The organism is Sphingopyxis italica (assembly GCF_011926545.1).
GTDB classification, from domain to species: domain Bacteria; phylum Pseudomonadota; class Alphaproteobacteria; order Sphingomonadales; family Sphingomonadaceae; genus Sphingopyxis; species Sphingopyxis italica.
On record NZ_JAATIT010000001.1, the window covers coordinates 1,132,231 to 1,156,498 of the forward strand.

Annotated in this window: 22 protein-coding genes and 1 pseudogene; 16 read left to right on the forward strand and 7 right to left on the reverse strand. The window is 66.2% G+C overall.

The annotated features are described in order from the left end of the window. The first annotated feature begins 27 nt into the window (after positions 1 to 27). Entirely contained in the window at positions 28 to 1,524 is a 1,497-nt protein-coding gene (locus tag GGR90_RS05070; RefSeq protein ID WP_167919874.1) for a TadA family conjugal transfer-associated ATPase, read from the forward strand. Positions 1,525 to 1,527: 3 nt separating this feature from the next. Here the strand turns inward: GGR90_RS05070 and GGR90_RS05075 are convergent, their stop codons facing one another. After that, positions 1,528 to 1,716, reverse strand: a complete 189-nt coding sequence (locus tag GGR90_RS05075) for a hypothetical protein (RefSeq protein ID WP_167919876.1) — start codon at positions 1,714 to 1,716, stop codon at positions 1,528 to 1,530. A gap of 82 nt (positions 1,717 to 1,798) precedes the next feature. On the opposite strand from GGR90_RS05075, the gene GGR90_RS05080 reads away from it, so the two are divergent. Both GGR90_RS05080 and aat read left to right on the forward strand, forming a co-directional pair. Further along, a complete protein-coding gene (locus tag GGR90_RS05080; protein ID WP_167919878.1) occupies positions 1,799 to 2,629 on the forward strand; it encodes a class I SAM-dependent methyltransferase in 831 nt (276 codons plus the stop codon). Then, complete coding sequence (gene aat, locus GGR90_RS05085) at positions 2,626 to 3,429, forward strand: leucyl/phenylalanyl-tRNA--protein transferase (protein WP_167920824.1); 804 nt, start codon at positions 2,626 to 2,628, stop codon at positions 3,427 to 3,429. The genes GGR90_RS05080 and aat overlap by 4 nt, the downstream gene beginning before the upstream one ends. A 35-nt stretch (positions 3,430 to 3,464) precedes the next feature. Here the strand turns inward: aat and GGR90_RS05090 are convergent. The 4 genes and pseudogenes from GGR90_RS05090 to GGR90_RS05105 form a co-directional block, all read right to left on the reverse strand. Next, a pseudogene (locus GGR90_RS05090) lies at positions 3,465 to 3,701 on the reverse strand (DUF2155 domain-containing protein); the annotation flags it as partial. A 170-nt stretch (positions 3,702 to 3,871) separates the two neighbouring features. Further along, positions 3,872 to 4,258, reverse strand: a complete 387-nt coding sequence (locus GGR90_RS05095; RefSeq protein ID WP_167919881.1) for an NADH:ubiquinone oxidoreductase subunit NDUFA12 — start codon at positions 4,256 to 4,258, stop codon at positions 3,872 to 3,874. Positions 4,259 to 4,319: 61 nt separating this feature from the next. Then, positions 4,320 to 4,781: a DUF192 domain-containing protein gene (locus GGR90_RS05100; protein WP_167919883.1), complete on the reverse strand. Its 462-nt coding sequence runs from the start codon at positions 4,779 to 4,781 to the stop codon at positions 4,320 to 4,322. Between the two features lie 31 nt (positions 4,782 to 4,812). Then, on the reverse strand, positions 4,813 to 5,385 hold the full coding sequence (locus GGR90_RS05105) for a regulatory protein RecX (protein ID WP_167919885.1): 573 nt from the start codon (positions 5,383 to 5,385) through the stop codon (positions 4,813 to 4,815). Between the two features lie 443 nt (positions 5,386 to 5,828). On the opposite strand from GGR90_RS05105, the gene GGR90_RS05110 reads away from it, so the two are divergent. The 4 genes from GGR90_RS05110 to GGR90_RS05125 all read left to right on the forward strand — a co-directional run bounded on the left by GGR90_RS05110 (position 5,829) and on the right by GGR90_RS05125 (position 11,288). Beyond that, entirely contained in the window at positions 5,829 to 7,580 is a 1,752-nt protein-coding gene (locus GGR90_RS05110; protein ID WP_167919887.1) for a fatty acyl-AMP ligase, read from the forward strand. Between the two features lie 61 nt (positions 7,581 to 7,641). Next, on the forward strand, positions 7,642 to 8,052 hold the full coding sequence (locus tag GGR90_RS05115) for a hypothetical protein (RefSeq protein WP_167919889.1): 411 nt from the start codon (positions 7,642 to 7,644) through the stop codon (positions 8,050 to 8,052). A gap of 164 nt (positions 8,053 to 8,216) precedes the next feature. Next, on the forward strand, positions 8,217 to 10,526 hold the full coding sequence (locus GGR90_RS05120) for a putative bifunctional diguanylate cyclase/phosphodiesterase (protein ID WP_425337876.1): 2,310 nt from the start codon (positions 8,217 to 8,219) through the stop codon (positions 10,524 to 10,526). 186 nt (positions 10,527 to 10,712) lie between these two features. Then, positions 10,713 to 11,288: a CHAP domain-containing protein gene (locus tag GGR90_RS05125; protein WP_167919893.1), complete on the forward strand. Its 576-nt coding sequence runs from the start codon at positions 10,713 to 10,715 to the stop codon at positions 11,286 to 11,288. Positions 11,289 to 11,539: 251 nt separating this feature from the next. On the opposite strand, the gene GGR90_RS05130 is transcribed toward GGR90_RS05125, so the two are convergent. Then, a complete protein-coding gene (locus tag GGR90_RS05130) occupies positions 11,540 to 11,809 on the reverse strand; it encodes a DUF3297 family protein (protein ID WP_167919895.1) in 270 nt (89 codons plus the stop codon). 401 nt (positions 11,810 to 12,210) lie between these two features. On the opposite strand from GGR90_RS05130, the gene GGR90_RS05135 reads away from it, so the two are divergent. Beyond that, positions 12,211 to 13,176, forward strand: coding sequence for a hypothetical protein (locus GGR90_RS05135; RefSeq protein WP_167919897.1), 966 nt, complete (start codon positions 12,211 to 12,213; stop codon positions 13,174 to 13,176). 11 nt (positions 13,177 to 13,187) lie between these two features. Beyond that, positions 13,188 to 14,822, forward strand: a complete 1,635-nt coding sequence (locus tag GGR90_RS05140) for a ShlB/FhaC/HecB family hemolysin secretion/activation protein (RefSeq protein WP_167919899.1) — start codon at positions 13,188 to 13,190, stop codon at positions 14,820 to 14,822. Here GGR90_RS05140 and GGR90_RS05145 read toward each other — a convergent pair. Beyond that, entirely contained in the window at positions 14,794 to 15,270 is a 477-nt protein-coding gene (locus tag GGR90_RS05145) for a hemerythrin domain-containing protein (RefSeq protein WP_167919901.1), read from the reverse strand. The genes GGR90_RS05140 and GGR90_RS05145 overlap by 29 nt on opposite strands. Before the next feature lie 242 nt (positions 15,271 to 15,512). Here GGR90_RS05145 and GGR90_RS05150 point away from each other — a divergent pair, with 242 nt between their 5' ends. The 7 genes from GGR90_RS05150 to ligD all read left to right on the forward strand — a co-directional run bounded on the left by GGR90_RS05150 (position 15,513) and on the right by ligD (position 24,083). Next, the gene (locus tag GGR90_RS05150; RefSeq protein ID WP_167919903.1) at positions 15,513 to 16,679 is read left to right on the forward strand and encodes a PepSY-associated TM helix domain-containing protein; all 1,167 of its coding nucleotides are present in this window, start codon (positions 15,513 to 15,515) and stop codon (positions 16,677 to 16,679) included. Continuing rightward, positions 16,676 to 16,855 carry a hypothetical protein gene (locus tag GGR90_RS05155; protein ID WP_167919905.1) on the forward strand — a complete coding sequence of 60 codons (180 nt, stop codon included), beginning with the start codon at positions 16,676 to 16,678 and terminating at the stop codon, positions 16,853 to 16,855. Before GGR90_RS05150 ends, GGR90_RS05155 begins: the two co-directional genes overlap by 4 nt. A gap of 47 nt (positions 16,856 to 16,902) precedes the next feature. Next, positions 16,903 to 19,077: a TonB-dependent receptor gene (locus GGR90_RS05160; RefSeq protein WP_342449887.1), complete on the forward strand. Its 2,175-nt coding sequence runs from the start codon at positions 16,903 to 16,905 to the stop codon at positions 19,075 to 19,077. Between the two features lie 11 nt (positions 19,078 to 19,088). Continuing rightward, positions 19,089 to 20,093, forward strand: a complete 1,005-nt coding sequence (locus GGR90_RS05165) for a pyridoxamine 5'-phosphate oxidase family protein (protein WP_167919909.1) — start codon at positions 19,089 to 19,091, stop codon at positions 20,091 to 20,093. Between the two features lie 78 nt (positions 20,094 to 20,171). Further along, positions 20,172 to 21,047: a non-homologous end joining protein Ku gene (gene ku / locus GGR90_RS05170; protein WP_167919911.1), complete on the forward strand. Its 876-nt coding sequence runs from the start codon at positions 20,172 to 20,174 to the stop codon at positions 21,045 to 21,047. Further along, positions 21,047 to 21,592 (forward strand): MgtC/SapB family protein, encoded by a 546-nt coding sequence (locus GGR90_RS05175; RefSeq protein WP_167919913.1) that lies wholly within the window; start codon positions 21,047 to 21,049, stop codon positions 21,590 to 21,592. Before ku ends, GGR90_RS05175 begins: the two co-directional genes overlap by 1 nt. Further along, positions 21,579 to 24,083: a DNA ligase D gene (gene ligD, locus GGR90_RS05180; RefSeq protein WP_167919915.1), complete on the forward strand. Its 2,505-nt coding sequence runs from the start codon at positions 21,579 to 21,581 to the stop codon at positions 24,081 to 24,083. The genes GGR90_RS05175 and ligD overlap by 14 nt, the downstream gene beginning before the upstream one ends. Positions 24,084 to 24,268: the final 185 nt, after the last annotated feature.

Here is a 24,268-nt window from a genome sequence, read left to right on the forward strand (position 1 = left end):
GCATCAGATACGAAGCAGGATAAAAAGATGAGTGCATTCGGACGCCGACCCGGAACCGCTGGCCGCCCCGCCTTTGGCGTGGCGAAGCCGATGCAGACTGGCCCCGGCGTGCCCGGCGGCGCGCAATTCCCCGCGCTCGACCCCGCGCCCGCCGAAGCCCCGCCGCCGATTCCGTCGAACCTGACGCCCGAAGAAGAGGCGATGGAGCGGCTCAATCAGCGGTCGACCGCCGAGATGGCCGAGCCCGAAAAGGCGCAGGGTTTCGAAGCCAGCGTCCACAAGATCAAGGAACAGGTACTGCCGCGCCTGCTCGAACGCGTCGATCCCGAGGCCGCGGCGACGCTCAGCAAGGACGAGCTGACCGAGGAATTCCGGCCGATCATCCTCGAGGTGCTCGCCGAACTGCGCATCACGCTCAATCGCCGCGAACAGTTCGCGCTCGAAAAGGTCCTCGTCGACGAACTGCTCGGCTTCGGCCCGCTCGAGGAATTGCTCGCCGACCCCGACATCAGCGACATCATGGTCAACGGCCCGTACCAGACCTATATCGAACGCAAGGGCCAGCTGGTCATCGCGCCGATCCAGTTCCGCGACGAACAGCATCTGTTCCAGATCGCGCAGCGCATCTGCAACCTCGTCGGCCGCCGCGTCGACCAGACCACCCCGCTCGCCGACGCGCGCCTCAAGGACGGCAGCCGCGTCAACGTCATCGTGCCGCCGCTGTCGCTTCGCGGCACCGCGATCTCGATTCGTAAATTCTCGGCGAAGCCGATCACGCTCGACATGCTCTGCCAATGGGGCGCGATGAGCCAGAAGATGTGCACCGCGCTCAAGATCGCGGGCGCCAGCCGCTTCAATATCGTCATCTCGGGCGGCACCGGCTCGGGCAAGACGACGATGCTCAACGCACTGTCGAAGATGATCGACCCCGGCGAACGCGTGCTGACGATCGAGGACGCCGCCGAACTCCGCCTGCAGCAGCCGCACTGGCTCCCGCTCGAAACGCGCCCCGCGAACCTCGAGGGCAATGGCGCGATCCACATGGGCGACCTCGTCAAGAACGCGCTGCGTATGCGCCCCGACCGCATCATCATGGGCGAAGTCCGTGGCGCGGAGTGTTTCGACCTTCTCGCCGCGATGAACACGGGTCACGACGGATCGATGTGTACGCTCCACAGCAACAGCCCGCGCGAATGCCTCGGCCGTATGGAAAACATGGTGCTGATGGGCGACATCAAGATCCCGAAGGAAGCGATCTCGAAGCAGATCGCCGACTCGGTCGACCTGATCGTCCAGATCAAGCGCCTGCGCGACGGGTCGCGCCGCGTCACCAACGTGACCGAGGTGATCGGCATGGAAGGCGACGTCATCGTCACCCAGGAACTCTTCAAGTTCGAATATCTCGACGAGGACAAGGACGGCAAGATCGTCGGCGAATATCGCGCGATGGGCCTGCGTCCCTATACGCTCGAAAAGGCGCGCCAGTACGGCTTCGATCAGCCGTATCTGGAGGCGTGTCTGTAAACCCTAGCGACCGCCAAGCCAGAACGCCGCCGCGAACAGCGCCACCGCCGCCGACGCGAGCGCGATCCCGCGCCACGGCATAAATCCGACATTGTCGACGTCGCGGCGGTTGTTGCGGCGCCAGTTGGCGAGCTCGGCGACGCCGAACAGCGTCGCGGCCGCAATCGCCACCGACAGCATCGACACTTGCATTGCCGCGCATCCCTTCGCAAACAGGGGCATTCCCCCCAGTCTCCGCAAGGAGACGAAATCCCCCAAGGAGAGAGGTGCCCATATGCGTGTCCTGTCATTGCTTGCAAGTGCCGCCGCCCTGATCGCCGTTCCCGCTGCCGCGATGCAGCACGATGGCCACGCCGGTCATGCCGCCGCCAAGAGCGGCGATGCGATCGCCGCCGCGGTTGCCGCCCCCACCCGCACCCCCGCGAATGTCGCGCGCGACACCTATCGCCATCCCGCCGAAACGCTCGCCTTTTTCGGCGTTAAGCCCGGCGACACGGTCGTCGAGCTGTGGCCCGGCGGCGGCTGGTATACCGAAATCCTCGCCCCGCTGACCAAGACCGGCGGCGGCACGCTCTATGCCGTGGCACCGTGGGAACGCGGGCTCAACCGGATCAAGGAATGGCAGGGCGCCAAACCCGACGTCTATGGCGCGGTGAAACTCGCCGAATTTCCGAACGCGGGGGCCAATCCCAAGGTCCCCGACGGCAGCGCCGACGTCGTGCTGACCTTTCGCAACGTCCACAACTGGCGGTCGGGCGGCGCCGAAAACACCGCGAACGCCTTCCGGCAAATCTTCGCGATGCTGAAACCCGGCGGCACGCTCGGCGTCGCCGAGCATCGGCTGAACGAAAGCGACGATAGCGCGAAGGAAGAGAAATCGGGCTATCTCAAGGAAAGCACGGTCATCGCGCTCGCCGAGGCGGCGGGGTTCAAGCTCGCCGGCCGCAGCGAGATCAACGCCAATCCGAAAGACACCAAGGATTATCCCAAGGGTGTCTGGACGCTGCCGCCGAGCCTGACCGAGGGCGAAACCGACCGCGCCAAATATGTCGCGATCGGCGAATCGGACCGCATGACGCTGAAATTCGTGAAGCCCGCGAGCTGAAACACTTCGAATCCATCGACCCGGCGCTGCTGCTCAGCGCCTATGCGCAGGGTATTTTCCCGATGGCCGACGGGGCGGACGACCCGTCGGTCCATTGGGTCGAACCGCGACTGCGCGCGATCCTGCCGCTCGATGGCTTCCACCTGTCGAACAGCCTGAAGAAGGTCATCGTCTCCGACCGTTTCCGCGTGACGACCGACGCCGCCTTCGCCGACATGGTCGCGCTCTGCGCCGAACCCGCCGACGACCGGCCGACGACGTGGATCAATCCGGTCATCCGGGCGAGTTACGACCGATTGTTCCAGATCGGCCATGCGCATAGCGTCGAATGCTGGCAGGATGGCGAGCTGGTGGGTGGGCTTTACGGCGTCACGCTCGGGCGCGCCTTTTTCGGCGAATCGATGGTCAGCCGCGCGCGCGACGCGTCGAAGGTCGCGCTCGCGCACCTCGTCGCGCGGCTCCGCGCGGGCGGCTGGAAATTGCTCGACTGCCAGTTCATCACCCCGCACCTCGCCAGCCTCGGCGCGATCGAAATCCGCCAGGCCGACTATCTCGCGCGGCTCTATTCGGTGTTGGCGGGGGGCGAGGGCGGCGCGACCTTGGGCGGCGCGACCGGAGCCGGCGCCGCGGGCGCGGCGGGCGCAGGCCCCGCCGGTGTCGCGGTGCCCTCGCCGCCGTTCGTCGCGGGCGATTGGGGTGCGCTCGATGCCTTGGGCGCCGCCGCCGATTTGAGCGCCGACCGTTCGACGGGCTCGCCGCCCGGATATGTCATCGCGCAGCTTTTGACGAAGACGTCATAGATCGGGTGTTCGATCACGTTGCGGTCGGGCCGCTCGCGGAAAATCCAGCCCGAAAAGACGCGGCGCCATTTGTCGTCGCGCTGGTCCTGAACGGTCAGCTGGACGAAGGCGCCGGTTTCGGGCGGGTCTTCCCACGGCGCGGTCATCTCGCACGCGCGCATCCGCACGATCGCGCGGCCTACGCGCATCGATGTGCCGGGCTTCATCTCAAGTTCGCGAACCAGTCCGTTGCGCTTATTGAGCAGGCCGACGACCGCGACGCGCTCGGCCATCGGGGTCGCGCCTTCGATGCCGCCGACTTCCTGCGGCACGCGTTCGGATTTCGCGGCGGTCGATACGGTGGCGCTGCCCGCCTTCGACGGCGTCCGGTCGCATGCCGTCAGCGCGGTCGCGGCCAGCAGCGCGATCAGCGCGGTCGAAATCGGATGCGACACGCGGGGCGTCACTCGGCGCCGGGCCGCCAGGCCTCATAGTCACCGGTCGCGGCGGCGCGGCGGCCGCCACGTTCGAGCGCGCCGGCGGGGCGATAGGCGCCCGCGCTGCCGGTCAGGTTCGCGCTCGGCTCCTTCTCCCACGCGCGCGGCGCGGGCAGGACGTCGGTCGGCAGTTCGTCGAATGTGCCGTGCAGCCAGCCGTGCCATTCGGGCGGCACGCGGCTCGCATCGTTCGATCCGTTATAGATCACCCAGCGGCGGCCGCCCTTTTTGGCGCGGAAATAGCGGTTGCCGAGGCTGTCCTCGCCGACCTTCTCGCCCGTGCTCCAGCTGTTCAGCAGCGTGCCGACGGTCGCGCCGTCCCACCAGGTGAAAATCTTGCCCAAAATGCTCATGGCTGCGGCGTTTACAGGCAAGGCAGCGCGGTCCGCAAGCGTCAAACCGCGCGGCGCACCGCTATTTCGTATCTTTCCACGTCACCTTCGCACTCTCGTCGATGCCGAGCCGGGCCGCGGTGCCGCCCGCGAGTTCGAGCACCGCCGACACCTCGCCGCCGCTGACGACGGGTTCGAGCGATTCTGGGATCGTGTTTTCGGCGATGCGGTCGATGCTGCCGTCGGCGCGGACGAAGATCATGTCGAGCGGGATCAATGTGTTCTTCATCCAGAAGCTGCCGATTCGCGGCTTTGCGAACGGAAAGAGCATGCCGCCATTCTCCGGCAGGCTGGTGCGGAACATCAGGCCGCGATCCTGCTCGGCGTCGGTGCGCGCGACCTCGACGTCGAACTTGTGCGCCTTGCCCGTCATCGCGATCGTCACCGAAATCGTCGCAGTGCGCTCCGCCTCGCTCGCATCGCGGTTGCACGCTGCCATCGGCATGGCGAGCGACAGGGCAAGGGCGGTCAATATGGCGCGCATCGGCATTTCCTTCATCGGGGTGGTTTTCGGCCTAATCGAGCCCCGCGTCCTCGTCCAGCGCCGCCAACGCGGCGTCGTCTCCCGGCGGGACGTCGAGGATGCGGCGCGCGATCGTCATGCTGTGCCCCGCGCGCAGGAAGGCCGCGATCTGCCGCTCGCGCAGCTTCGGATCGTCGCTCGATCGCACCGCAAAGGGTCCGAAACGCCGCCGCCGCGCGAAGCCGACCGCCGCCGACAGCGCCGCGTCTTCCGCCGTCTCGATCGCCGCGCCGCTATCCTGCTCGGCGATCCCGTCGGCATAAAGCTGCGCCTTGACCCGCCGCACCCCGAGCCCGCGCCGCGTCATCGCGCCCGCCCGCATCGCGGCATATTGGCGGTCGTCGAGATAATTGAGGCGCTCCATCCGGTCGGCGATCGCCGCGCACGCCGCCATGGCGTCACGTTCGTCGATCCACTCGGATTCGCGGACTTTTCGGGACAGATAGCGCGTCAACTTGGCGCGACTCGTCGCGAATCGCGCGACATAGGCAAGCGCCAGTTCGTCGAGCTTTGCCGCGCTCAGCGGCCTTTTTGAGCGGTCGAAGGGAGCGCGGCGTTTGGCCATAGGGTCAGCCCCTGCCCCATGCGCGGTCGAGGCGCCGAAATGGCGAAGAGATCGGGCGAAAATGACCGCCGGGAACAGTTCTGTTTCCAAGGGCATTTTCGTCCGATATCGAAGCCATTTCGTCGTCCCTTCGGGATTTGACCGATTTTGTCCATGGCTGCGTCGGCAAGCCTTGCCATATGTCTATATGCCAGCGTCTTGCCTTCTTGCCCTGAACAAAATCGCTTCAAACCTCGATCGCGCATGGGGAAGGGGCTGACCCTGTGCCATGTTTGTGCCACAGTCGGGCCCGATTGAGAACGATCAACACCGCCATATTGGTCGATAACGCCCGGAAATGGGCGATTGTTCAAACAACACGAAGGTTCGCGCACCGACACATGGCTCAGAAAGATGACATGCTTGTTGCCGCGCGGCCCCTATCGCGGGATGTCGCAGCCCCTATGACCGATACCGACATGATTTCGGCCGATGCGCTCGTGCCGACGCCGACCCTGTGCGCGCAGCCGCGCCGCTTTTCGGACTTCGCCACCGTGGGCGAGGCGCTCGACTATGCCGCCGCCGGCACGCGCGGGCTCAATTTCCACGATCCGCGCGGAAAGCTGGTGCGTCCCTACCCGTACAGCGAACTCAGGGCCGACGCCTTGGCGACCGCCTATCGCCTGATCGCCGCGGGGGTGAAACCCGGCGACCGCATCGCGCTGATCGCCGAAACCGGCGCGGAATTCGCCGCGCTGTTCTTCGGCACCATCTATGCCGGCGCCTGGCCGGTGCCGTTGCCGCTGCCGACGAGCTTCGGCGGCCGCGATAGCTATGTCGGCCAGCTCGTCGTCCAGCTCACCAGCTGCGATCCTACCATGTTGTTTTTCCCGCCCGAAATCGCAGCGATGGCGGTCGAGGCGGCCGAATCGCGCGGCGTGAAGCCCGTCAACTGGAGCGCGTTCGAACAGAATGCCGCGCCGGTCACCGCGCTTCCCGAGCAGAAACCCGACGAAACCTGCTATCTCCAGTACAGCAGCGGCTCGACACGCTTCCCGCATGGCGTCGCGGTCACGCACGCCGCGCTGCTCAACAATCTCGCGGCGCACAGCCACGGCATGGAGGTGCGCGACAGCGACCGCTGCATCTCATGGCTTCCCTGGTATCATGACATGGGCCTCGTCGGCTGCCTGCTCTCGCCGGTCGCGAATCAGGTGTCGGTCGATTATCTCAAGACCGAGGATTTCGCGCGCCGCCCGCTCGCGTGGCTCGACCTCATCAGCCGCAACGAGGGCACGACGCTCAGTTATTCGCCGACCTTCGGCTACGACATCTGCGCGCGCCGCGTGTCGAGCCAGACGCATGTCGCCGACCGCTTCGACCTGTCGCGCTGGCGCGTCGCGGGCAATGGCGCCGATATGATCCGCCCCGACGTGATGCAGAGCTTCGTCGACGCCTTTGCCGACGCGGGATTCAAGGCGAGCGCCTTCCTGCCGAGCTATGGCCTGGCCGAAGCGACGCTCGCGGTCAGCATCATGCCGCCGGGCGAAGGCATCGTCGTCGAACTGGTCGAGGAAACCGAGCTGTCGGGCGCCGCGAATGATTCGGGGCGTCCGACCCGCTATCGCGCGATCGTCAACTGCGGCCGCGCCGCGCGCGACATGGTGATCGAAATTCGCGACGAAGCGGGCAATGCGCTGCCCGACCAGACCGTCGGCAAGGTGTGGTGCAGCGGCCCGTCGCTGATGACCGGCTATTTCCGCGATCCCGAATCCACCGCCGCCTGCCTGATCGACGGCTGGCTCGACACCGGAGATATGGGTTATTTGTCGGACGGTTACATCTATATCGTCGGCCGTGCCAAAGACATGATCATCATCAACGGCAAGAATCACTGGCCGCAGGATATCGAGTGGGCGGTCGAGCAGCTGCCGGGCTTCAAATCGGGCGACATCGCGGCCTTCGCGATCACCGCGCCGGGCGGCGAGGAAACCCCCGCGGTGCTCGTCCAGTGCCGCACCAGCGACGAGACCGAGCGTCTCGCGCTGCGCGAGACGATCCGCGACCGCGTCCGCGCGATTACCGGCATGAACTGCCTGATCGAGCTGATTCCGCCGCGCACCCTGCCGCGCACCAGTTCGGGCAAGCTCAGCCGATCGAAGGCGCGCGCGCAATATCTCGCCGGGGAAATCCAGCCTTTCGCGATGGCGGCGTAAGGTCGAGCGCGACCGGTTTCGACCGGTTGCTGCCGTTCACAAACTCAGTATGTTACGGCAAATGAAAGAGATGAGACGAAAGCTCTCGGTCGTGCTCTTGGTCCCATTTTTGGTCATTACAGCGTGCGGCGTTGATAGCTCTAGCGACCCCAGCGACCCTTGGGAGCGCGAACCCGATCCTGCTCTCGCGCCGGTCACAGATGTCGATGCGCCGATAGTGCAAGAGCTCTACCGTGAAGGCTATCTGATTGTCGATCAGCGCGAAACTGGCTGTGACGCTGGGCCTGATGTTTATTGCGATGGGTTTAGCGCACTGTATCTCGGGCGTGACAATAAGACTGGCGAAGAATCAGCAGCCGAGTTTGCATGTCCAGGCACCAAAGCGCCGGTTGATCAGTGGAAGTGCCGTCGCCTTGATCCGCCATACGTTCCAAATGGCGGCTTCAAGCCTGAACCGCTGGGCGACAGCTAACCACCCCAAAGCCGTCGCTTGCACCGCTCCGCCAACCTGTCCCCGCCCGGCACAGAAATTCGCATCGAAACAACGCGGCAGTTACCTTCGAGTAACCCCCGCGCGCTAAACCCGCGGGCGTGAAAAGCCTGCTGACCGATCCTGTGGCTGCCGAAGAGATACCCGTGCGGACCCTGTTGGGGCTGGGACCGCGAAACGAGGACATCGGCAAGCTCCGCCAGCTCCAGCTCGCGCCGCTTCGCGGCCGCGGCTCGCTGCGCCTGTTGATGGGCATCGGCATGGCGTTCGTCGCCGCCTTGACGATGGTGCACAGCATAGCATTGTCCGTCGCCGGCGGCTGGCTGGCCTGCGCCCTCGCCTTCGCGCTCTGGTCGTACGGCAAGTTCAACCGCATGCGGCTCGCCGATCCCCAATTGCCGGGGATGGCCGAATATCGGCTGTGCCATCGCCACGCGCTCTATTCGGCGCTGCTCTGGGGCGCGCTCTTCTGGTTGCAGGGGCTGACCCCGACGCTCGATCACATCCTGTCGATGTGGACGATCGCGGTGCTGATGATGGTCACGCTGTCGATCGTCGCGCACAGCGTCCCGCTCGCCTGCGCGCTGTTCATCGCGCCCGTCTCGCTGTCGGCCGCGGCCGCGCTGACGCGCGCCGGCGCGCCGCAACTCGCCGCGGTCGCGCTGGTGGCGGGTTTTCTGCTCTGCGCCTTCTGCATTCGCTTCGCGCAAAGCCATATCCGCTTCCGCCGCGCCGAAGAGACGCTGCACGAAAAGACCGAGACGGTCAGCCTCCTGCTCCGCGAGTTCGAGGAAACCTCGGCCGACTGGCTGTGGCAGACCGACAACAGCCGCCGCCTGATCCATGTCTCGCCGCGTCTGGCCTTCGCGCTCGGCGGCACCGCCGAAAGCCTCGAAGACGTGCCGCTGCTGCAGGCGCTTTCGGGTGATGCCTGGGAAACCGGCCTCTTCCCCAAGAGCCTGCACGACATGGCCGAGCGGATGAAGCGGCGCGAGAGCTTCTCGAACCTGATCGTGCCGGTGACGATCGGCGGGATGCCGCGCTGGTGGGAACTCTCCGCCTCGCCGCGCCTCGACGAAACGGGCAAGTTTCTGGGCTTCCGCGGCGTCGGCTCGGACGTCACCGAAAAGCGCGCGACCGCCGAACAGATCGCCAAGATGGCGCGCTACGACAATCTCACCAGCCTGCCCAACCGCCTCAGCCTCAACGAGGATCTCGCCCGCGCGCTGAAGCACGCAATCGAGGCCAAGTCGCGCTGCGCGCTGCTGATGATCGACCTCGACCGCTTCAAGGCGGTCAATGATACATTGGGGCACCCCGTCGGCGACAAATTGCTCGCGCAGGTCGCGGCGCGGCTCAAGGGGCTGATGGAGCGCGGGATGACATGCGGGCGGCTCGGCGGCGACGAATTCGCCGTCGTGCTCCACAATGTTCCCTCGGCGGGCGACGCCGAAGGCCTCGCGCAACGGATCATCACCGCGATCAGCCGGCCCTATGTGGTCGACAATCATCAGCTGTTCGTCGGCGCCAGCATCGGCTTCGCGATCGGCCCGACCGACGGCGCGACGGTCGAGACGCTGACCCGCAACGCCGACCTCGCACTCTATAAATCGAAGGACAAGGGCGGCAACGTCGTCGCCGCCTATGTCGCCTCCCTGCACGCGCAGGCCGAGGAGCGGCGCGTGATGGAACAGGAACTGCGCGGCGCGCTCGAACGCGGCGAGTTCGAGCTTTATTATCAGCCGGTGGTGACCGCCGCCGACGGCACATTGAACGGCTTCGAGGCGCTGATCCGCTGGAACAACAAGAAGCTGGGCAATGTGTCGCCGGGCCGCTTCATCCCGCTGGCCGAGGATGCGCGCCTGATTTCGCCGATCGGCGAATGGGTGCTGCGCACCGCGTGCCACGAGGCGATGAAATGGCCCTCGAACCTGAAGGTCGCGATCAACGTCTCGGCCGACCAACTCACCGACCCCAGCTTCGCCTCGGTCGTCGTCTCGGCGCTGGCACAGAGCGGGCTCTCTCCCCAAAGGCTCGAGATCGAAGTCACCGAAAGCGTCTTCCTGCGCGACGGCGGCGGCGCGGCGCAGCTGCTCGACCAGCTGATCGGACTCGGGATCCGCCTGTCGCTTGACGATTTCGGCACCGGCTATTCATCGCTCGGCTATCTTCGGAAAACACAATTCTCGACGATCAAGGTCGACCGCAGCTTCGTCGTCGGCGCCGCGAAAGGCAGCATCGAATCGATCGCGATCATCCGCGCCGTCGTCGCGCTCGCCGACAGTCTCGGCATGTCGACGACCGCCGAGGGGGCCGAGACCGAACTCGAAGTCGAAACGCTGCGCAGCTTCGGCTGCAGCAATATCCAGGGTTATTATTATGGCCGCCCGATGCCCGCGAGCGACGTGCTGACCCTGTTCCGCCGTCCCGACGACGTGACGACGGTGGCGGCGTAACGTCGCGGAGGCAGCGGCCTTCTCGACCACCCGAAGTCTCTGCACGACGAATTGAACGTCCTAACAAAAGGTTCCCCCGTCCACCGCATCCGCGGCGCGATTCGTCGCTAGACGGTTGGTAGAATGGGCGGGGCGTCGCAAACACCCTCCAACGCTTGAAGACAAGCATCTGGGGGGTCGCATTCCATGCTCTATCGTCGTTATCTGGCTGCCGCCATCGCGTCCGTGATGACCGTCACAGGGCTGTTCGCGAGCGTCCCCGCGGCGGCGAAGGCCTATCTGCAATGCGTCCCCTTCGCCCGCGCCGAATCGGGGGTCGAAATCCGCGGCAATGCCAAAACCTGGTGGTCGCAGGCGGCCGGCACCTATCAGCGCGGCGAAGAGCCGCGCAAGGGCGCGGTCATGGCCTTCGCGGGCACGCGCGGCATGCCGATGGGTCATGTCGCGGTGGTCAAGAAGATCGTCGGCGACCGCGAAATCCTGATCGACCATGCCAACTGGTCGCCGATCAATGGCCGCCGCGGCCAGATCGAGCGCGACGTTCGCGTCGTCGACGTCAGCGACGCCGGCGACTGGAGCATGGTCCGCGTCTGGTATGCCCCGATCGGCGACCTCGGCCTGCGCGCCAACCCGGTGCAGGGTTTCATCTACACCGACGGCGCCCCCGATACGGCGCCGAGCTTCAAGGCGCCCGTCTGGACGCAAAATGAATGGAAACCCGGCAACGGCCTCGAAGTCGTCGCCGCCTCGCTCGGCAACTGAGCCCTCCCCCCCCCACCCTCTGGGCTCGGCGAGCGATGAAGCCACTCGGGGCGGCCCGCCGCTCCGGGTGGTTTCTCTTTGGGGGGCGGGGCGTCCGTTAAATCGGCCATCTGAATCCGTTCGTGTCGAGCGAAGTCGAGACACCCATCGGCCTCGCGCTTGGGCGATGGGTGTCTCGACTTCGCTCGACACGAACGGAACAATGGGCCAGATTCAGGACTCGATGCTCTAGCCGAGGATTGGCGCCCGCCTCAATCGCCGCCGGGCGCCTCGCCTTCGCCTGCGACATCCTCGAACCAGGCTTCGACCGGCCCCGACAGCTTGATCGTCATCGGCTGGCCAAACCGGTCCTTCGATTTGCCCGCGGCGACGCGGATCCAGCCCTCGGAGATCGAATATTCCTCGACGTCGGTGCGCTCGGCGCCCTTGAAGCGGATGCCGATGCCGCGCTGCAGCACCTCCATGTCGAAATGCGGCGAGCGCGGGTTGGTCGACATGCGGTCGGGCGGTGTATCGGTCATTTGACTGTTTCCCAAAAAATGATGGCGCGGCCCTAGCGGGACCGCGCCGTCATCGTCAATGGATGAGGCGGTCCGGGCCCCGCCTCGATCGCGCGGAACCGCTTCGGCGCACCGGCGAGCCGGCCCCGCCGAAGCGCGAAACCTTTTAACCCAAATGAATTTGAGAAATACTGTCCCGAGTTGGAGCGATCTTTGCGAGTGCGGAGAGTCCTGCCCATGTTGGCGGAAAGAAAATTGATAGTTAATCTTCCCACAAATGGCGAACGATTTCCCGCGAAATTCCTAATCTATTAGTTAATTTCGGAAATTTTACCTAAGTAATTCGAACAATGGGCGGAACCTTGTCGATATTTCGAGAATATCGCGATCAGGGACCAGATTATCTACGAAGGGGATGACTCATGTCTTTGTCCTGTCTTGAATTCCGCCCGGCCCATCTCATTCTGATCCCGGCGTGCCTCGCGCTCGCGGCGTGCGAATCGTCGGGAAGCTATCGCGTCGGCAGCGTCGGCGCGACCGGGGCCACTGGCGCGGCCGGGCCCGCGGGTCCCGCCGGAGCGACCGGACCCGCGGGTCCCGCCGGCCCCGCTGGTCCGGCCGGCAGCGGCCTTGCCCTCGGCGATGCCGGGGCGCTCGCGGTCGGCGGCCTCGTCGGGCCCGGCGGCGTCGCGGGCACCGGCCTGCTCGCCGGCACCGGCGATCCCGCCAGCGTCAATCCGGTGATCGGCGGCGTGCTCGTCAAGACCGGCGGCCTCGTCAATGTCCTCGCCGACAAGGGCCTGCTGCTCGCGAGCGCGGTCGACAGCAAGCTGCCCGGCAACACCGGCCTCGTCGGCACCGTCGTCGGCGTCGTCAAGAGCACCGGCGTCGCGCTCGTCCAGACGGGCAGCGGCCAGCAATATCTGGTCGACGGCCTGACCGCCGCGCCCGGCCAGCTGGTCACCGCGACGATCGGCAAGGCGACCGCGCTCGGCAGCCCCGGCGCCTCGCCATTGATCGGCGCGAGCATCCTGTCGCCCGGCCAGCAAAACGGCAGCCTCTTGACCGTCGGTGTCGGATCGGGCGGCCAGCTCGTCACGCTCCAGCCCGGCGCGGGCGGCAATCTGCTCGGCGGCGCCACCGGCGGGATCACTGGCGGGCTCACTGGCGGGCTGGCCGGCGGCGCCGCCGGCACCCCGGTAACGCTCGTCAGCAATGTCGTCACGACGGCGACCGGCGCCTTGTCGCAAGTGACCAACGGCGCGACCGGCGGCGCGGTGGGAGGTACGCCGGGCGGCGACGGCAATGCCGTGACCGGCCTCGTCACCGGCGTGACCGATACCGTCGGGGGTGTCCTCGGCGGGCTGAAGCCCAAGAGCGGCGACTGAAACCGCACCCGATGCGCCAGCTGCGCAACGCTTGCGTCGCGGCGGCGGCGGGAGCCCTGCTCCTCCCCGTCGCGGCGTTCGCGGCCCAACCGGCGGCGACGCCGCTCGACGGCCGCCCGCCCCTCGCTCCCGACCGTAGCCGCGACCCGCTGCCCGACCCCGAGGCGGAACCGCTTTCGCTCGGCAAGGTCGAGCTTGGCGCGCGGCCCGACGTCGTCATCCGCGAAATCCGCTTCGTCGGCGCGGGTGTCCCCGCCAATGTCGGCCGCGCCGCCCAGCGCTTCGTCGGCAAGCCGGCCTCTTCGGAGAATCTCGCCAAGCTCGCCGCCGCGATGACGCGCGCCTATAACCGGTCGAGCGTCGCGCTCTTCACCCTCGTCATTCCCGAGCAGGATCTGTCGGGCGGCAGCGTCACCGTCGCGTCGGCGGAGGGCCATGTCGGGTCGGTGACGCTGAGCGGCGAGCGCAAGAGCGGCCCCGCGCCGCTCGTCGCCAAGATGGCATCCACCCTCGCCGGCCGGCGCCCGCTGCCGCGCGCGCGCTTCGAACGCGCGCTCGGCAATATCGCCGACATTCCGGGCGTCACCGTGACGCCGACGCTCGCTCTGGGCAGCGAGCAGGGCGCGGTCGCGCTCGACCTCGCGCTCGATGCGAAGAAACCGACGCTCGGGCTCGGCTTCACGACGCGCACCAGCCGCTTCGTGAACGACGGCATCGTCGAAGCGAACGCGCGCGGCTCCAGCCTGCTGCGCAGCGGCGACGAGACGCGGCTGACCGGCGCCGCCGCGCTCGACTTCAAATCCCTGCTCTATCTCGCGGCGAGCCATTCGACCCCGCTCGGCGCCGGCGGCACGCGCGCCGAACTGTCGGGCGCGGCGCTGCGCACGCGGCCAAAAGGCATCGCGGTCGACGGCGAGGCGTGGAGCGCGGGCGTCGCCATCACCCACCCGCTGATCCGCGCGACGCGGCGCAATCTGATCGCCTCGGCGCGGATCGACTATCTCGATTCGAAGAACGCGCTCTTCGGCTCGACGATCGCCGCCGAAAAGACATGGACGGCGAGCGGCAGCCTCGCCTTCCGCCTCAGCGAAGACCGTACCGTCGTCGGCGCGCGCATCGGCGGCGCCAAGGGGCTCGATTTCGCCGGCGCGCGCGTCGACCCGGGGGTCGGCGAGGCGGGCTTCGCTTATCTCGATGGCAGCGTCGAGGCGAACCAGGCGATCGGCAAGGCCTTCGTCGCCCGCGCCGCCGCGACGGGCCGCTGGACGCGCGACCGCCTGCCCGCGGCGCAGCGGTTCAGCGTCGGCGGCGCGACCTTTGGCCGGGCGTTCGAGGACGGGCTGGTCAATGGCGACCGCGGCTATGCGGCGTTCGGCGAACTCGCGCTTCGGCCGTTGCGCAGCGGCCGCTTTTCAAAGAGCGAGATTTACAGCTTCGTCGACTATGCCGACGTCACGCTGCTCGATCGCGCCGCGATCGCGCGCACCGATTTCGGGCTTGGCAGCTGGGGCGGCGGCGTGCGCCTCTCCTATGCCGACAACGCGACCATCGGCATCGAAATCGCCGATGCGTGGGATCAGCCGGTACCGGGATATGATCAGGACTGGCGCGTCGCGCTCAGCTGGAAATTGTCGATCCGTCCCTGACCGGCGTGCCGATCCCCGCGCCCGACGCGTAGAGTGTTTCGGCGAGCGGATACAGCTCGCGCTCCTCGCGCTCGACGCGCGCCGCGAGGATATCGAAGAGCGCGATCGTCTCGCGGCCGAAGGCCGGCCAGTCGGCCGCGACCCGCTCGCCCGTCCATTTATCGTCATAGGCGATGAAATCGGCGGAGAGATCGCCCATCTCGATTTCGAAGCCGCGCGTGATCCGCATCAATTCCTGATCGCCCGTCGCCATCAGCCGCGGATATAAAATCCAGTCTTCGCATTTCAGGTGGCGCACCAGATTTTCGCGGAGCCGTCCGCGCGCCGCCGCCAGTTCGGCGGGGGGCGGCGGGTGCGGGGCGCGGACCATGTCGAGGAGGATCCGCGACAAAGTGACGAGCGCCGCATGTTCGGCACGCAGTCGCTGCATCTCGCGGCTCAAGGGCATATTTGCTCCATCCATGCGAGCGGTCCCCGAACGCCATCATAGGCAATCCGCCATGAAAGAAAAGCGAAACGACAACAATCCGCGGCGCTGCGCGCGGAGCATGCGCGCCCCGTCGGCTTGGCCCGAACGATCGCATAGCTGGCCCGAACGATGGGGTCGGTGACGCGAATCCGGTTGCCAAGCCGGATGGCAAATCATAGGGCGCTATTGATTTTCCTTCGCAATAGCAGCAGCCTTTTCCCATGCAACGCACGACCATCCGCACATGGTTCCTGATCCATAAGTGGACGAGCATCGTCTGCACCGCCTTTCTGCTGATGCTGTGCGTCACCGGACTGCCGCTGATCTTTCACGATGAGATCGACGTGCTGACCGAAGAGACCCCCGATTATGGCATGCCCGGGGTCGGATCGTCGGGCGAGGCCCCCGGCCTCAAACCGCTCGACGAAATGCTGGCGAAGGCGCTCGCCGCGCGCCCGGGCGAAGTCCCCGTGTTCATGGCGTTCGATAATGAGCAGCCGTCGATGACGGTCACCACCGCGCCGCGCGCCGACTCGCCCGCCGCCGACATGACGATCCAGATCCTCGACCGCTCGACCGGCGACGCGACTTCGACCGTCGACGAAAGCGGCGTGATGCACTTCCTGCTCCAGCTCCACACCGACATGTTCCTCGGGCTTCCCGGGATGCTCTTCCTCGGGCTGATGGGGCTGCTCTTCGTGATCGCGATCGTCTCGGGGGTCGTGCTCTACGCGCCGTTCATGCGCAAGCTCGACTTCGGCACCTTGCGCACCGGGCGCAGCCGCCGCGTCAAATGGCTCGACTATCACAATCTGCTCGGCATCGTCGCGCTCGCGTGGATGACCGTCGTCGGCGCGACGGGCGTGATCAACGCGCTCGCGACCCCGATCTTCGAATATTGGCAGCGGACCGAGCTGGCCGAGATGACGCGCGCCTATGACGGCAAGGGCGCCTTGCCGCCCGGGCGTTACGGCTCGATCGACAAGGCGATGGCGGCGGCGCGCCGGGAAATCCCCGGCAACAACCCGCAGTTCATCGCCTTCCCCGGCGGCGCGTTCAGCAGCAAACATCATTATGCCGTCTTCTTTCAGGGCGACACGCCGCTGACCGAGGGGTTGCTCACCGCGGCGCTGATCGATGCCGAGACGGGCGACTTCACCGATGCGCGGCCGATGCCCTGGTATGCCAAGGCGCTCGCGCTGTCACAGCCGCTGCACTTCGGCGACTATGGCGCGCTGCCGCTTAAATTGCTCTGGGCGATCCTCACCCTGTTCACGATGATCGTGCTCGGCTCGGGCCTCTATCTCTGGCTCGGCAAGCGCCGCTTCGGCACCGACGCGCTGGTGCGCGAGGTCGAAAGCGGCGGCACCTTGGTGCCGGCAGAATGAAAACGCGGAACGGCCTCCGCGCGACCTTCGCCGTCCCGCTGCTGCTCGCACTCGTCAGTATCGTCGGTCTCGTCGTCGCGCTGACCGGCGATGGCTGGCGCGACGCGATCTCATGGGCGCTGCTCGCCCTGCCGATATTGGCCGCCGGCTGGGCGATGCGCGCCCGCCGTACCTGAAACATAGGACGCGCGGGACAGCGCCGCGCCTGAAAAGGGGAATATCAGTGACCAGATCGACCTTCCGCACCGCGCTCGGCCTGTCCGCCGCGACCGCGGTGCTCGCCATATCGGCGCCCGCGATGGCGCAGGAGGCGAGCGCGGCCGACGAGATCCTCGTCACCGCGCAGCGCAATAACCAGACGCAGGTCAGCGGCGGCGGCAACATCGGCGTGTTCGGCGACAAGGCGGCCGAGGATATTCCGTTCAACGTCCGCTCCTATAATGAGGCACTCATCCTCAACCAGCAGCCCGATACGCTCGGCGAAGTGCTGGAGAATGATCCGACGGTTCGCACCGCGCTCGGCTTCGGCATCGCCGGCGAAGTCTTCGTCATCCGCGGCTTCAACCTGTCGTCGGACGATGTCGGCTTCGACGGCCTCTATGGCATCACCCCACGCCAGCTGGTGGCGCCCGAGCTCTTTTCCTCGGTACAGGTCATCAATGGCGCGAGCGCATTCCTCAACGGCGCGGCGCCGGGTGGCAGTGGTATCGGCGGCAGCGTCAACCTGATCCCTAAAATGGCCGAACGCGAAATGACCCGCGCGACGCTGGGCTATACGTCCGACGCCCATATTTCCGGCGCGGCCGATGTCGCCCGCCGCTTCGGCGCGAACGGCGAATGGGGTCTGCGTATCAACGGATCGGCCCGCCGCGGCGACATCGCGATCGATGACGAGTTCCACTCGAGCTATGTCCTCGGCGCCACGCTCGATTACGACAGCGGCCCGCTGCGCGCCGCCCTGAATCTCAACTACCAGCGCCTGAATCAGAAATATTGGCGTGGCCAGGTCCGAATCGGCACGGCCGTGCCGCGCGTACCGGACGCCGACACCAATTATTCGCAGCCTTGGAGCCAGATTCTGACCAAGGATTTCTTCGGGGCTTTCAGTCTCGAATATGACCTGTCCGACGCGGCGATGCTCTATGCCAAAGTCGGCGCGCGCGATGGGCGCGAGGATCAGACGACCGCGAGCATCACCGTCAGCGATGCGGTGACCGGCGCCGCCACCGGCAGCGGTTCCTATGTCCCGCGCGAGGACAATAATGAATCGGCGACCGCCGGCATCCGCATCAAGCTGGAAGGTGGCGGTATGAGCCACGAGATCAACGCCGGCGCGGCAGTGAGTTGGCAGGTCAACCGCAACGCCTATGATTTCGATCTGATCGGCTATGCCACCAATCTCTACGATCCGGTTGTCGCGCCGCGGCCCGCCCCGGGCCAACTGGTCGGCGGCAATCTCGACAATGTGTTTCCGATCAGCCGCAGCCGCCTGTCGAGCGTCTTCTTCTCGGACACGCTCGGACTGTGGGACGACCGCATCCTGATCACCGGCGGCCTGCGCCTGCAGGAGATCAAGACGACGTCCTACTCCTATAGCGACGGCGCGCGCGCCGGCGGCTACAGGGAATCGGCCGCAACCCCCGTCCTCGGCATCGTCGTCAAGCCGGTGCCCGGCCTGTCGCTCTACGGCAACCGGATCGAAGGGTTGGTGGCGGGCTCGATGGCGCCCCCTACCTATGACGACGACGGTCTGCCCGCTACCCCGCCCCTGCTCGTCATCAACGGCGGCGCGGCCCTGCCGCCGGTCAAGTCGAAGCAATATGAGGTCGGCGGCAAGCTCGCCTTCGGCCGCTTCAATGCCGGCGTCGCCTTGTTCCAGATCGACAAGCCCAACAGTTTCGTCGATCCGGTCACGATCGTCTATGGCAATTACGGAACCCAGCGGAACCGCGGCGTCGAGATCACGCTGGACGGCGAGCCGGTCGACGGGCTTCGGATCATCTCCGGCCTGACCTTCAACGACGCCAAGCTGCGCCGGACCGAGGGCGGCGTCAACGAAGGCAATGACGCGGTCGGCGTCCCCGAAATGCTCGCCAACGCCAATATCGAATGGGATCTGCCCTTCGCGCCCGCGCTCACCCTGACGGGCCGCGTGGTTTATACGGGCAAGCAAGCCGTCGACGCGGCGAACACGCTCGAACTCGGCAGCTGGACCCGATTCGACCTCGGCGCGCGTTATGTCGCGCTGGTGGGGGGCACGCCGCTGACGCTCCGCTTCAACGTCGATAATGTCGCGGACAAGCGTTACTGGGCCTCGGCTTATAACGCTTTCAGCGGTTCGAGACTGCTGCAAGGCGGCCCCCGCACTTTCAAGGCGTCGGCATCGATCGACTTCTGACGGAGCATGGCATGAGCGACATCGACAGCGTCGACCGCCTCGAAGCGATCCTCGGGAAAACGCCGTCCGCGGTGAACCTCAAGGTGATCGACCATGTCGATGCGAGCGCGGCGCGCTGGCTTGCCGCCTCGCCGCTCATGTTCGCGGGGTTCGGCGATGGCGAGGCGGGCATCGCGGTCACGCTCGGCGGCGGCGCACCCGGCTTCGCCACCGCCGAGCCCGCGATGCTGGCGATCCCGCTCGCGATGCTCGACGATCCGGCGCTCGCGGTGCCGGGCGCCAGCTTCGGCTCGCTGTTCCTCGTCCCCGGCATCGGCGAGACGTTGCGTATCAATGGCCGCGTCGCGGCGGTCGCGGATGGAACCGCGCGGATCGCGGTCGCCGAATGCTATGTCCACTGCGCCAAGGCGCTGATCCGCTCGGGCTTCTGGTCGGCCGCGCCGTCGGACGCGGCGCCGTCGACCCCGGGCGAATTCGCCGCCGCCGCGCGCTTCATGGCGCTGGCGACGATCGACGCGGCGGGCGCCGCCGACCTCAGTCCCAAGGGCGACCCCGCGGGGACGATGGCGCACATCGCGGGCGACCAGTTCTGGTTCGCCGACCGCCCCGGCAACCGCCGCGCCGACAGCTTCCGCAACATCATCGCGCAGCCGCGCATCGCCGCTGCGCTGCTCATCCCCGGTTCGCCGCACGTCGCTATTCTCGGCGGCACCGCGATGCTCACCGACGACGCCACCGCGCGCGCCAGCTTCGAAGTGCAGGGCAAGGTCCCGCTGCTCGCGACGCGCATCGACGACGTCGAAATCGAACTGCGTCCCAGCCCCGCACTCGCCCGCGCGGCGCTCTGGCCCGCCGCCGCCGCGCCCGCCGACATCAAGCCCGCGAAGATGTTCGCCGACCATGTGAAGCTCAACAAGGACAAGGGCCTCGGCGCGCGCATCGCGGGCGCCTTCGTCTCGGTCCCCGGGCTGATGCAGCGCGGACTCGACAAGGATTACAAGGACAACCTCTACTGATTCCGGCCGGCGGGAACCCGTCGCCTTCCCCGAACATTTGGACTCCGACTCCGAATGGGGACAGCGAAAGGGAAACCGATGGCCGCACGCGCCTATTGGAAGGGACAGATCCGGCTCGCGCTGGTGTCGATCCCGGTCGAAATCTACGCCGCGACCAAATCGGGCGCCGCGATCAGCTTTCGCCAGATCCACGAACCGAGCGGCAAGCCGGTCAAATATGAAAAAATGGTGCCCGGCATCGGACCGATCGACACCGACGACATCGTCAAGGGCTATGAGATGTCGAAGGGTAATTATGTCCTGCTCGACGAGGAGGAGATCGAGGCGGTCAAGCTCGAGAGCAAGCGCACGCTCGAACTGCTCCAGTTCGTCGACGCGGGCGACATCGACATCCTCTATTATGCCAAGCCCTATTATGTCGTCCCCGCCGATGAGCTCGCCGAGGAAGCCTATATCGTGCTGCGCGAGGCGCTGAAGCGCACGAAGAAGGTCGGGCTCGGCCAATTGTCGATCCGCGGGCAGGAACAGCTCGTCGGGCTGCGCCCGTGCGGCAAGGGCCTCGTCCTCGAAGTGCTGCGCTACGCCGACGAGGTGAACAAGGCGGCGAATTATTTCCGCGATGTCGGCAATAGCAAACCCGACGCCGACCTGCTCGACCTCGCCGAAACCTTGATCGGCAAGAAATCGGGCAAGTTCGACGCGTCGGACTATCACAATCATTATGTCGACGCGATCAAGCGCGTGATCGCCAAAAAGGCGAAGGCTAAAGGAAAACGCGTGCTCGAGGATGTCGAGGAACCCGGCCCGGTGAGCGGCGGTTCGAACGTCATCGATCTGATGGCGGCCTTGAAGGCGTCGGTCGAGGGCAAGAAAAAGCCGCCCGCCGAAGCCGAAAAGAAAGCGTCCGCGAAAAAGGCGCCGGCCAAAAAGGCGCCGGCCCGAAAGCACGCCTGATGGAGCTCAACGACGCGCTCTGGTGGGAAACGATCGATACCGAAGTGCTGCTGCGCCTCGGCGTCGCGACGCTCGTCGGGCTCCTGCTCGGGCTCGACCGCGAGCTCAAGGGCTATGACGCCGGGCTGCGCACCCACGGGATGGTCGCGCTCAGCTCCTCCTTGATGACCGTCGTGTCGATCGCGCTCTATCACCAGCTCGGCGGCGCCGCATCGTCGATCGACCCGCTCCGCGTGATCGAGGGCATGGCGGCGGCGATCGGCATCATCGCCGCGGGGCTGATCATCGTCAAAGGCGGCGAGGTGCGCAATCTGACCACCGCGGCGCATATCTGGCTGACAGGCGCGATCGGTATCGCGAGCGGTGCGGGCTATTTCGCGATCGTGATCATCGCCGCGGGACTCGCGCTCGTGCTGCTCATCCTGCTCCGCTTCGTCGAGCGCCGCCTGCCCGAAGTGGAGGACGGGCCCAGGGAAGACGGAGCCAACGCGGACGAGGCCAAGGAGAATGGGCCCAAGGTGGAGCATGGCGATGTCCCGCGCTGACCCCCTCGCCCAATATAACGCCAAGCGCGACTTCAAGCTGACCCCCGAGCCCGCGGGCAAGGTCGCAAAGGGAGAAGGCAACCGCTTCATCGTCCAGAAGCATGACGCGACGCGGCTCCATTACGACTTCCGCCTCGAAGTCGATGGCGTGCTCAAAAGCTGGGCGGTCACCAAGGGCCCGAGCGCCGACCCCGCCGACAAGCGCCTCGCCGTGCGTACCGAGGATCACCCGATGTCCTACGCCGATTTCGAGGGCGTGATCCCCAAGGGCGAATATGGCGGCGGCAGCGTGATGCTGTGGGACCGCGGCACCTGGGCGCCGATCGCGGGCAAGAGCGCCAAGGACATCGAAAAGGGTCATCTCCACTTCACCCTCGACGGGACACGGATGAAGGGCGAATGGCTGCTCGTCCGCATGAAGCCGCGCGGGAACGAGAAGCGCGAGAATTGGCTGCTCCGCAAGATCGACGACGCCTTTGCCGGCGGTACCGACGACCTCGTCGGGCGCCAGCTCACGAGCGTCCTCACCGGCCGCACCATGGCCGAGATCGCGGGTGACGAAGGCGGCGAGCAATCGCTGAAGGGCGCCAAGGGCGCAGCCTTCGCGAAGAAGATGGCCGCCGCCGCCGCGCACAACAAAAAAGTTGCGAAGCCGGTCGCCAAAGGCAAGCCGCCCGAATTCCGCCCGCTTCAGCTCGCGACGCTCGTCGATGCGGTGCCGACGGGCAACGGCTGGTTCCACGAGATCAAATATGACGGCTACCGCGCCGAAATCGCCGCATCGGGCGGCGACGTGCGCGTCTACACCCGCAATGGCCTCGACTGGACCGACAAGTTCGCGCCGCTCGTCCGCCATATCGCCGCGCTCGACCTGCCGCCGTGCCTGATCGACGGCGAGATCGTCGCATACGGCAAGGACGGCAATCCCGACTTCTCGTCGCTCCAGGCGGTGCTCAAGCGCGGCCACGGCGCGCAGGGCGAGGGCACCGCGCTCCACTTCTTCGCCTTCGACCTGCTCGAAGAAGGCGGCAAATCGCTCGCCAGGCTCGGCAATCTCGAACGCAAGGAGCGCCTCGAAGCCCTGCTCCAGAGCGCGCAGCCCCCGATCGCGGTCGCCGACCATGTCATCGGCGCCGGCGAAACCCTCTACACCGCGATGTGCGGCGCGGCGCAGGAAGGCATCATTTCGAAACGCGCCGACGCGACGTATGTCGGCCGCCGCACCAAAAGCTGGGTGAAGGTCAAATGCACGCGGCGGCAGGAATTTGTCATCGTCGGCTGGAAACCCTCATCGACCAAGGCGCGCCCTTTCTCGTCGCTCCTCCTCGCGCAGCATGAGGGCGGCGCGCTCGTCTACAAAGGCAATGTCGGCACCGGCTTCAACACCGGCAGCCTCGCCGATCTCGCGAAGACATTCGCCAAGCTGGAACGCAAGACCGCGCCGCTCGAGGTCGACAAGGTTGCCGCGCGCAAGGTCCATTGGCTGAAACCCGAACTCGTCGCCGAAATCGCCTTCGCCGAATTCACCGCGAGCGGATCGGTGCGCCACGCGAGTTTCCTCGGTCTGCGCAGCGACAAGGAGGCGAAAGAGGTGACCCCCGAAACGAAACAGCCCGCACCCGAAGCGACAAGCGACGTGAAGATCAGCAGCCGCGACCGCGTCATCTTTCCCGAAGCCAAGGCGACCAAGGGCGACCTCGCCGACTATTATGCCGCGGTCGCCCCGCTCATGCTCGCCCATACCGCGCGCCGCCCGATCAGCCTCGTCCGCTGTCCGCAGGGACGCGCGAAGAAATGCTTTTTCCAGAAACATGACTCGGGCTCGTTCGGCGATCATGTCCATCACGTCCCGATCCGCGAGAAGGACGGGGGGCACGAGGATTATCTCTATGTCGAGGACGCCGATGGCGTTCTCGCCTGCGTCCAGATGGGGACGATCGAATTCCACGGCTGGGACAGCCATGTCGAGACGCTCGAAAAGCCCGATCGCATGGTGTTCGACCTCGACCCCGACGAGGGGCTCGCTTTCGCCGACGTCAAAAAGTCCGCGCTCGACATCCGCCGCCAGCTCGCCGACATCGGGCTCGTCAGCTTCGCGATGCTCTCGGGCGGCAAGGGGGTGCATGTCGTCGTGCCGCTCGATCCGGGGCATGGCTGGGACGCGCACAAGGATTTCTCGAAACGCTTCGCCGAGGCGCTGAGCCTCGCCGAGCCCGACCGCTATGTCGCGACGATGAGCAAGGCGAAGCGCAAGGGCAAGATCTTCATCGACTATCTGCGCAACCAGCGCGGCAGCACCGCGATCATGCCATATTCGGCGCGCGCGCGCGAAAACGCCCCCGTCGCGGCACCGATCGGCTGGGAAGAACTCGCGGACGTGAAGAGCGCGGGCCAGTGGACGATCAAGGATGCCGCCGCGCTGCTCGAACGTGCCGCGAGCGCGGAACTCAAAGGCTGGGGCTTCGCCAGCCAGCCCCTCCCCGGCTTTTGAGCGCCAGCGAGTCGTCGCCTTAAAATTGGTTAGCAACCTAATAAGCATTCTAATAATACCAATTAGCTACCAAAAATAGCTATGCAGCGTCACAAACGGGTCTTAAATCGCGATAAAGCGAGATTGACCGCAAAATTGGTCTGTATAAAATCCCCTCTAAATCGGCAGTCATAGCCGATTGGCAT

Excerpts from the sequence above, each read along its gene's own strand:
- GGR90_RS05070 (WP_167919874.1), top strand. The coding sequence starts at position 28 with ATGAGTGCATTCGGACGCCGACCCGGAACCGCTGGCCGCCCCGCCTTT.
- GGR90_RS05075 (WP_167919876.1), bottom strand. The coding sequence starts at position 1,716 with ATGCAAGTGTCGATGCTGTCGGTGGCGATTGCGGCCGCGACGCTGTTC.
- GGR90_RS05080 (WP_167919878.1), top strand. The coding sequence starts at position 1,799 with ATGCGTGTCCTGTCATTGCTTGCAAGTGCCGCCGCCCTGATCGCCGTT.
- GGR90_RS05095 (WP_167919881.1), bottom strand. The coding sequence starts at position 4,258 with ATGAGCATTTTGGGCAAGATTTTCACCTGGTGGGACGGCGCGACCGTC.
- GGR90_RS05100 (WP_167919883.1), bottom strand. The coding sequence starts at position 4,781 with ATGCGCGCCATATTGACCGCCCTTGCCCTGTCGCTCGCCATGCCGATG.
- GGR90_RS05105 (WP_167919885.1), bottom strand. The coding sequence starts at position 5,385 with ATGGCCAAACGCCGCGCTCCCTTCGACCGCTCAAAAAGGCCGCTGAGC.
- GGR90_RS05110 (WP_167919887.1), top strand. The coding sequence starts at position 5,829 with ATGACCGATACCGACATGATTTCGGCCGATGCGCTCGTGCCGACGCCG.
- GGR90_RS05115 (WP_167919889.1), top strand. The coding sequence starts at position 7,642 with ATGAAAGAGATGAGACGAAAGCTCTCGGTCGTGCTCTTGGTCCCATTT.
- GGR90_RS05125 (WP_167919893.1), top strand. The coding sequence starts at position 10,713 with ATGCTCTATCGTCGTTATCTGGCTGCCGCCATCGCGTCCGTGATGACC.
- GGR90_RS05130 (WP_167919895.1), bottom strand. The coding sequence starts at position 11,809 with ATGACCGATACACCGCCCGACCGCATGTCGACCAACCCGCGCTCGCCG.
- GGR90_RS05135 (WP_167919897.1), top strand. The coding sequence starts at position 12,211 with ATGTCTTTGTCCTGTCTTGAATTCCGCCCGGCCCATCTCATTCTGATC.
- GGR90_RS05140 (WP_167919899.1), top strand. The coding sequence starts at position 13,188 with ATGCGCCAGCTGCGCAACGCTTGCGTCGCGGCGGCGGCGGGAGCCCTG.
- GGR90_RS05145 (WP_167919901.1), bottom strand. The coding sequence starts at position 15,270 with ATGCCCTTGAGCCGCGAGATGCAGCGACTGCGTGCCGAACATGCGGCG.
- GGR90_RS05150 (WP_167919903.1), top strand. The coding sequence starts at position 15,513 with ATGCAACGCACGACCATCCGCACATGGTTCCTGATCCATAAGTGGACG.
- GGR90_RS05155 (WP_167919905.1), top strand. The coding sequence starts at position 16,676 with ATGAAAACGCGGAACGGCCTCCGCGCGACCTTCGCCGTCCCGCTGCTG.
- GGR90_RS05165 (WP_167919909.1), top strand. The coding sequence starts at position 19,089 with ATGAGCGACATCGACAGCGTCGACCGCCTCGAAGCGATCCTCGGGAAA.
- ku (WP_167919911.1), top strand. The coding sequence starts at position 20,172 with ATGGCCGCACGCGCCTATTGGAAGGGACAGATCCGGCTCGCGCTGGTG.
- GGR90_RS05175 (WP_167919913.1), top strand. The coding sequence starts at position 21,047 with ATGGAGCTCAACGACGCGCTCTGGTGGGAAACGATCGATACCGAAGTG.
- ligD (WP_167919915.1), top strand. The coding sequence starts at position 21,579 with ATGTCCCGCGCTGACCCCCTCGCCCAATATAACGCCAAGCGCGACTTC.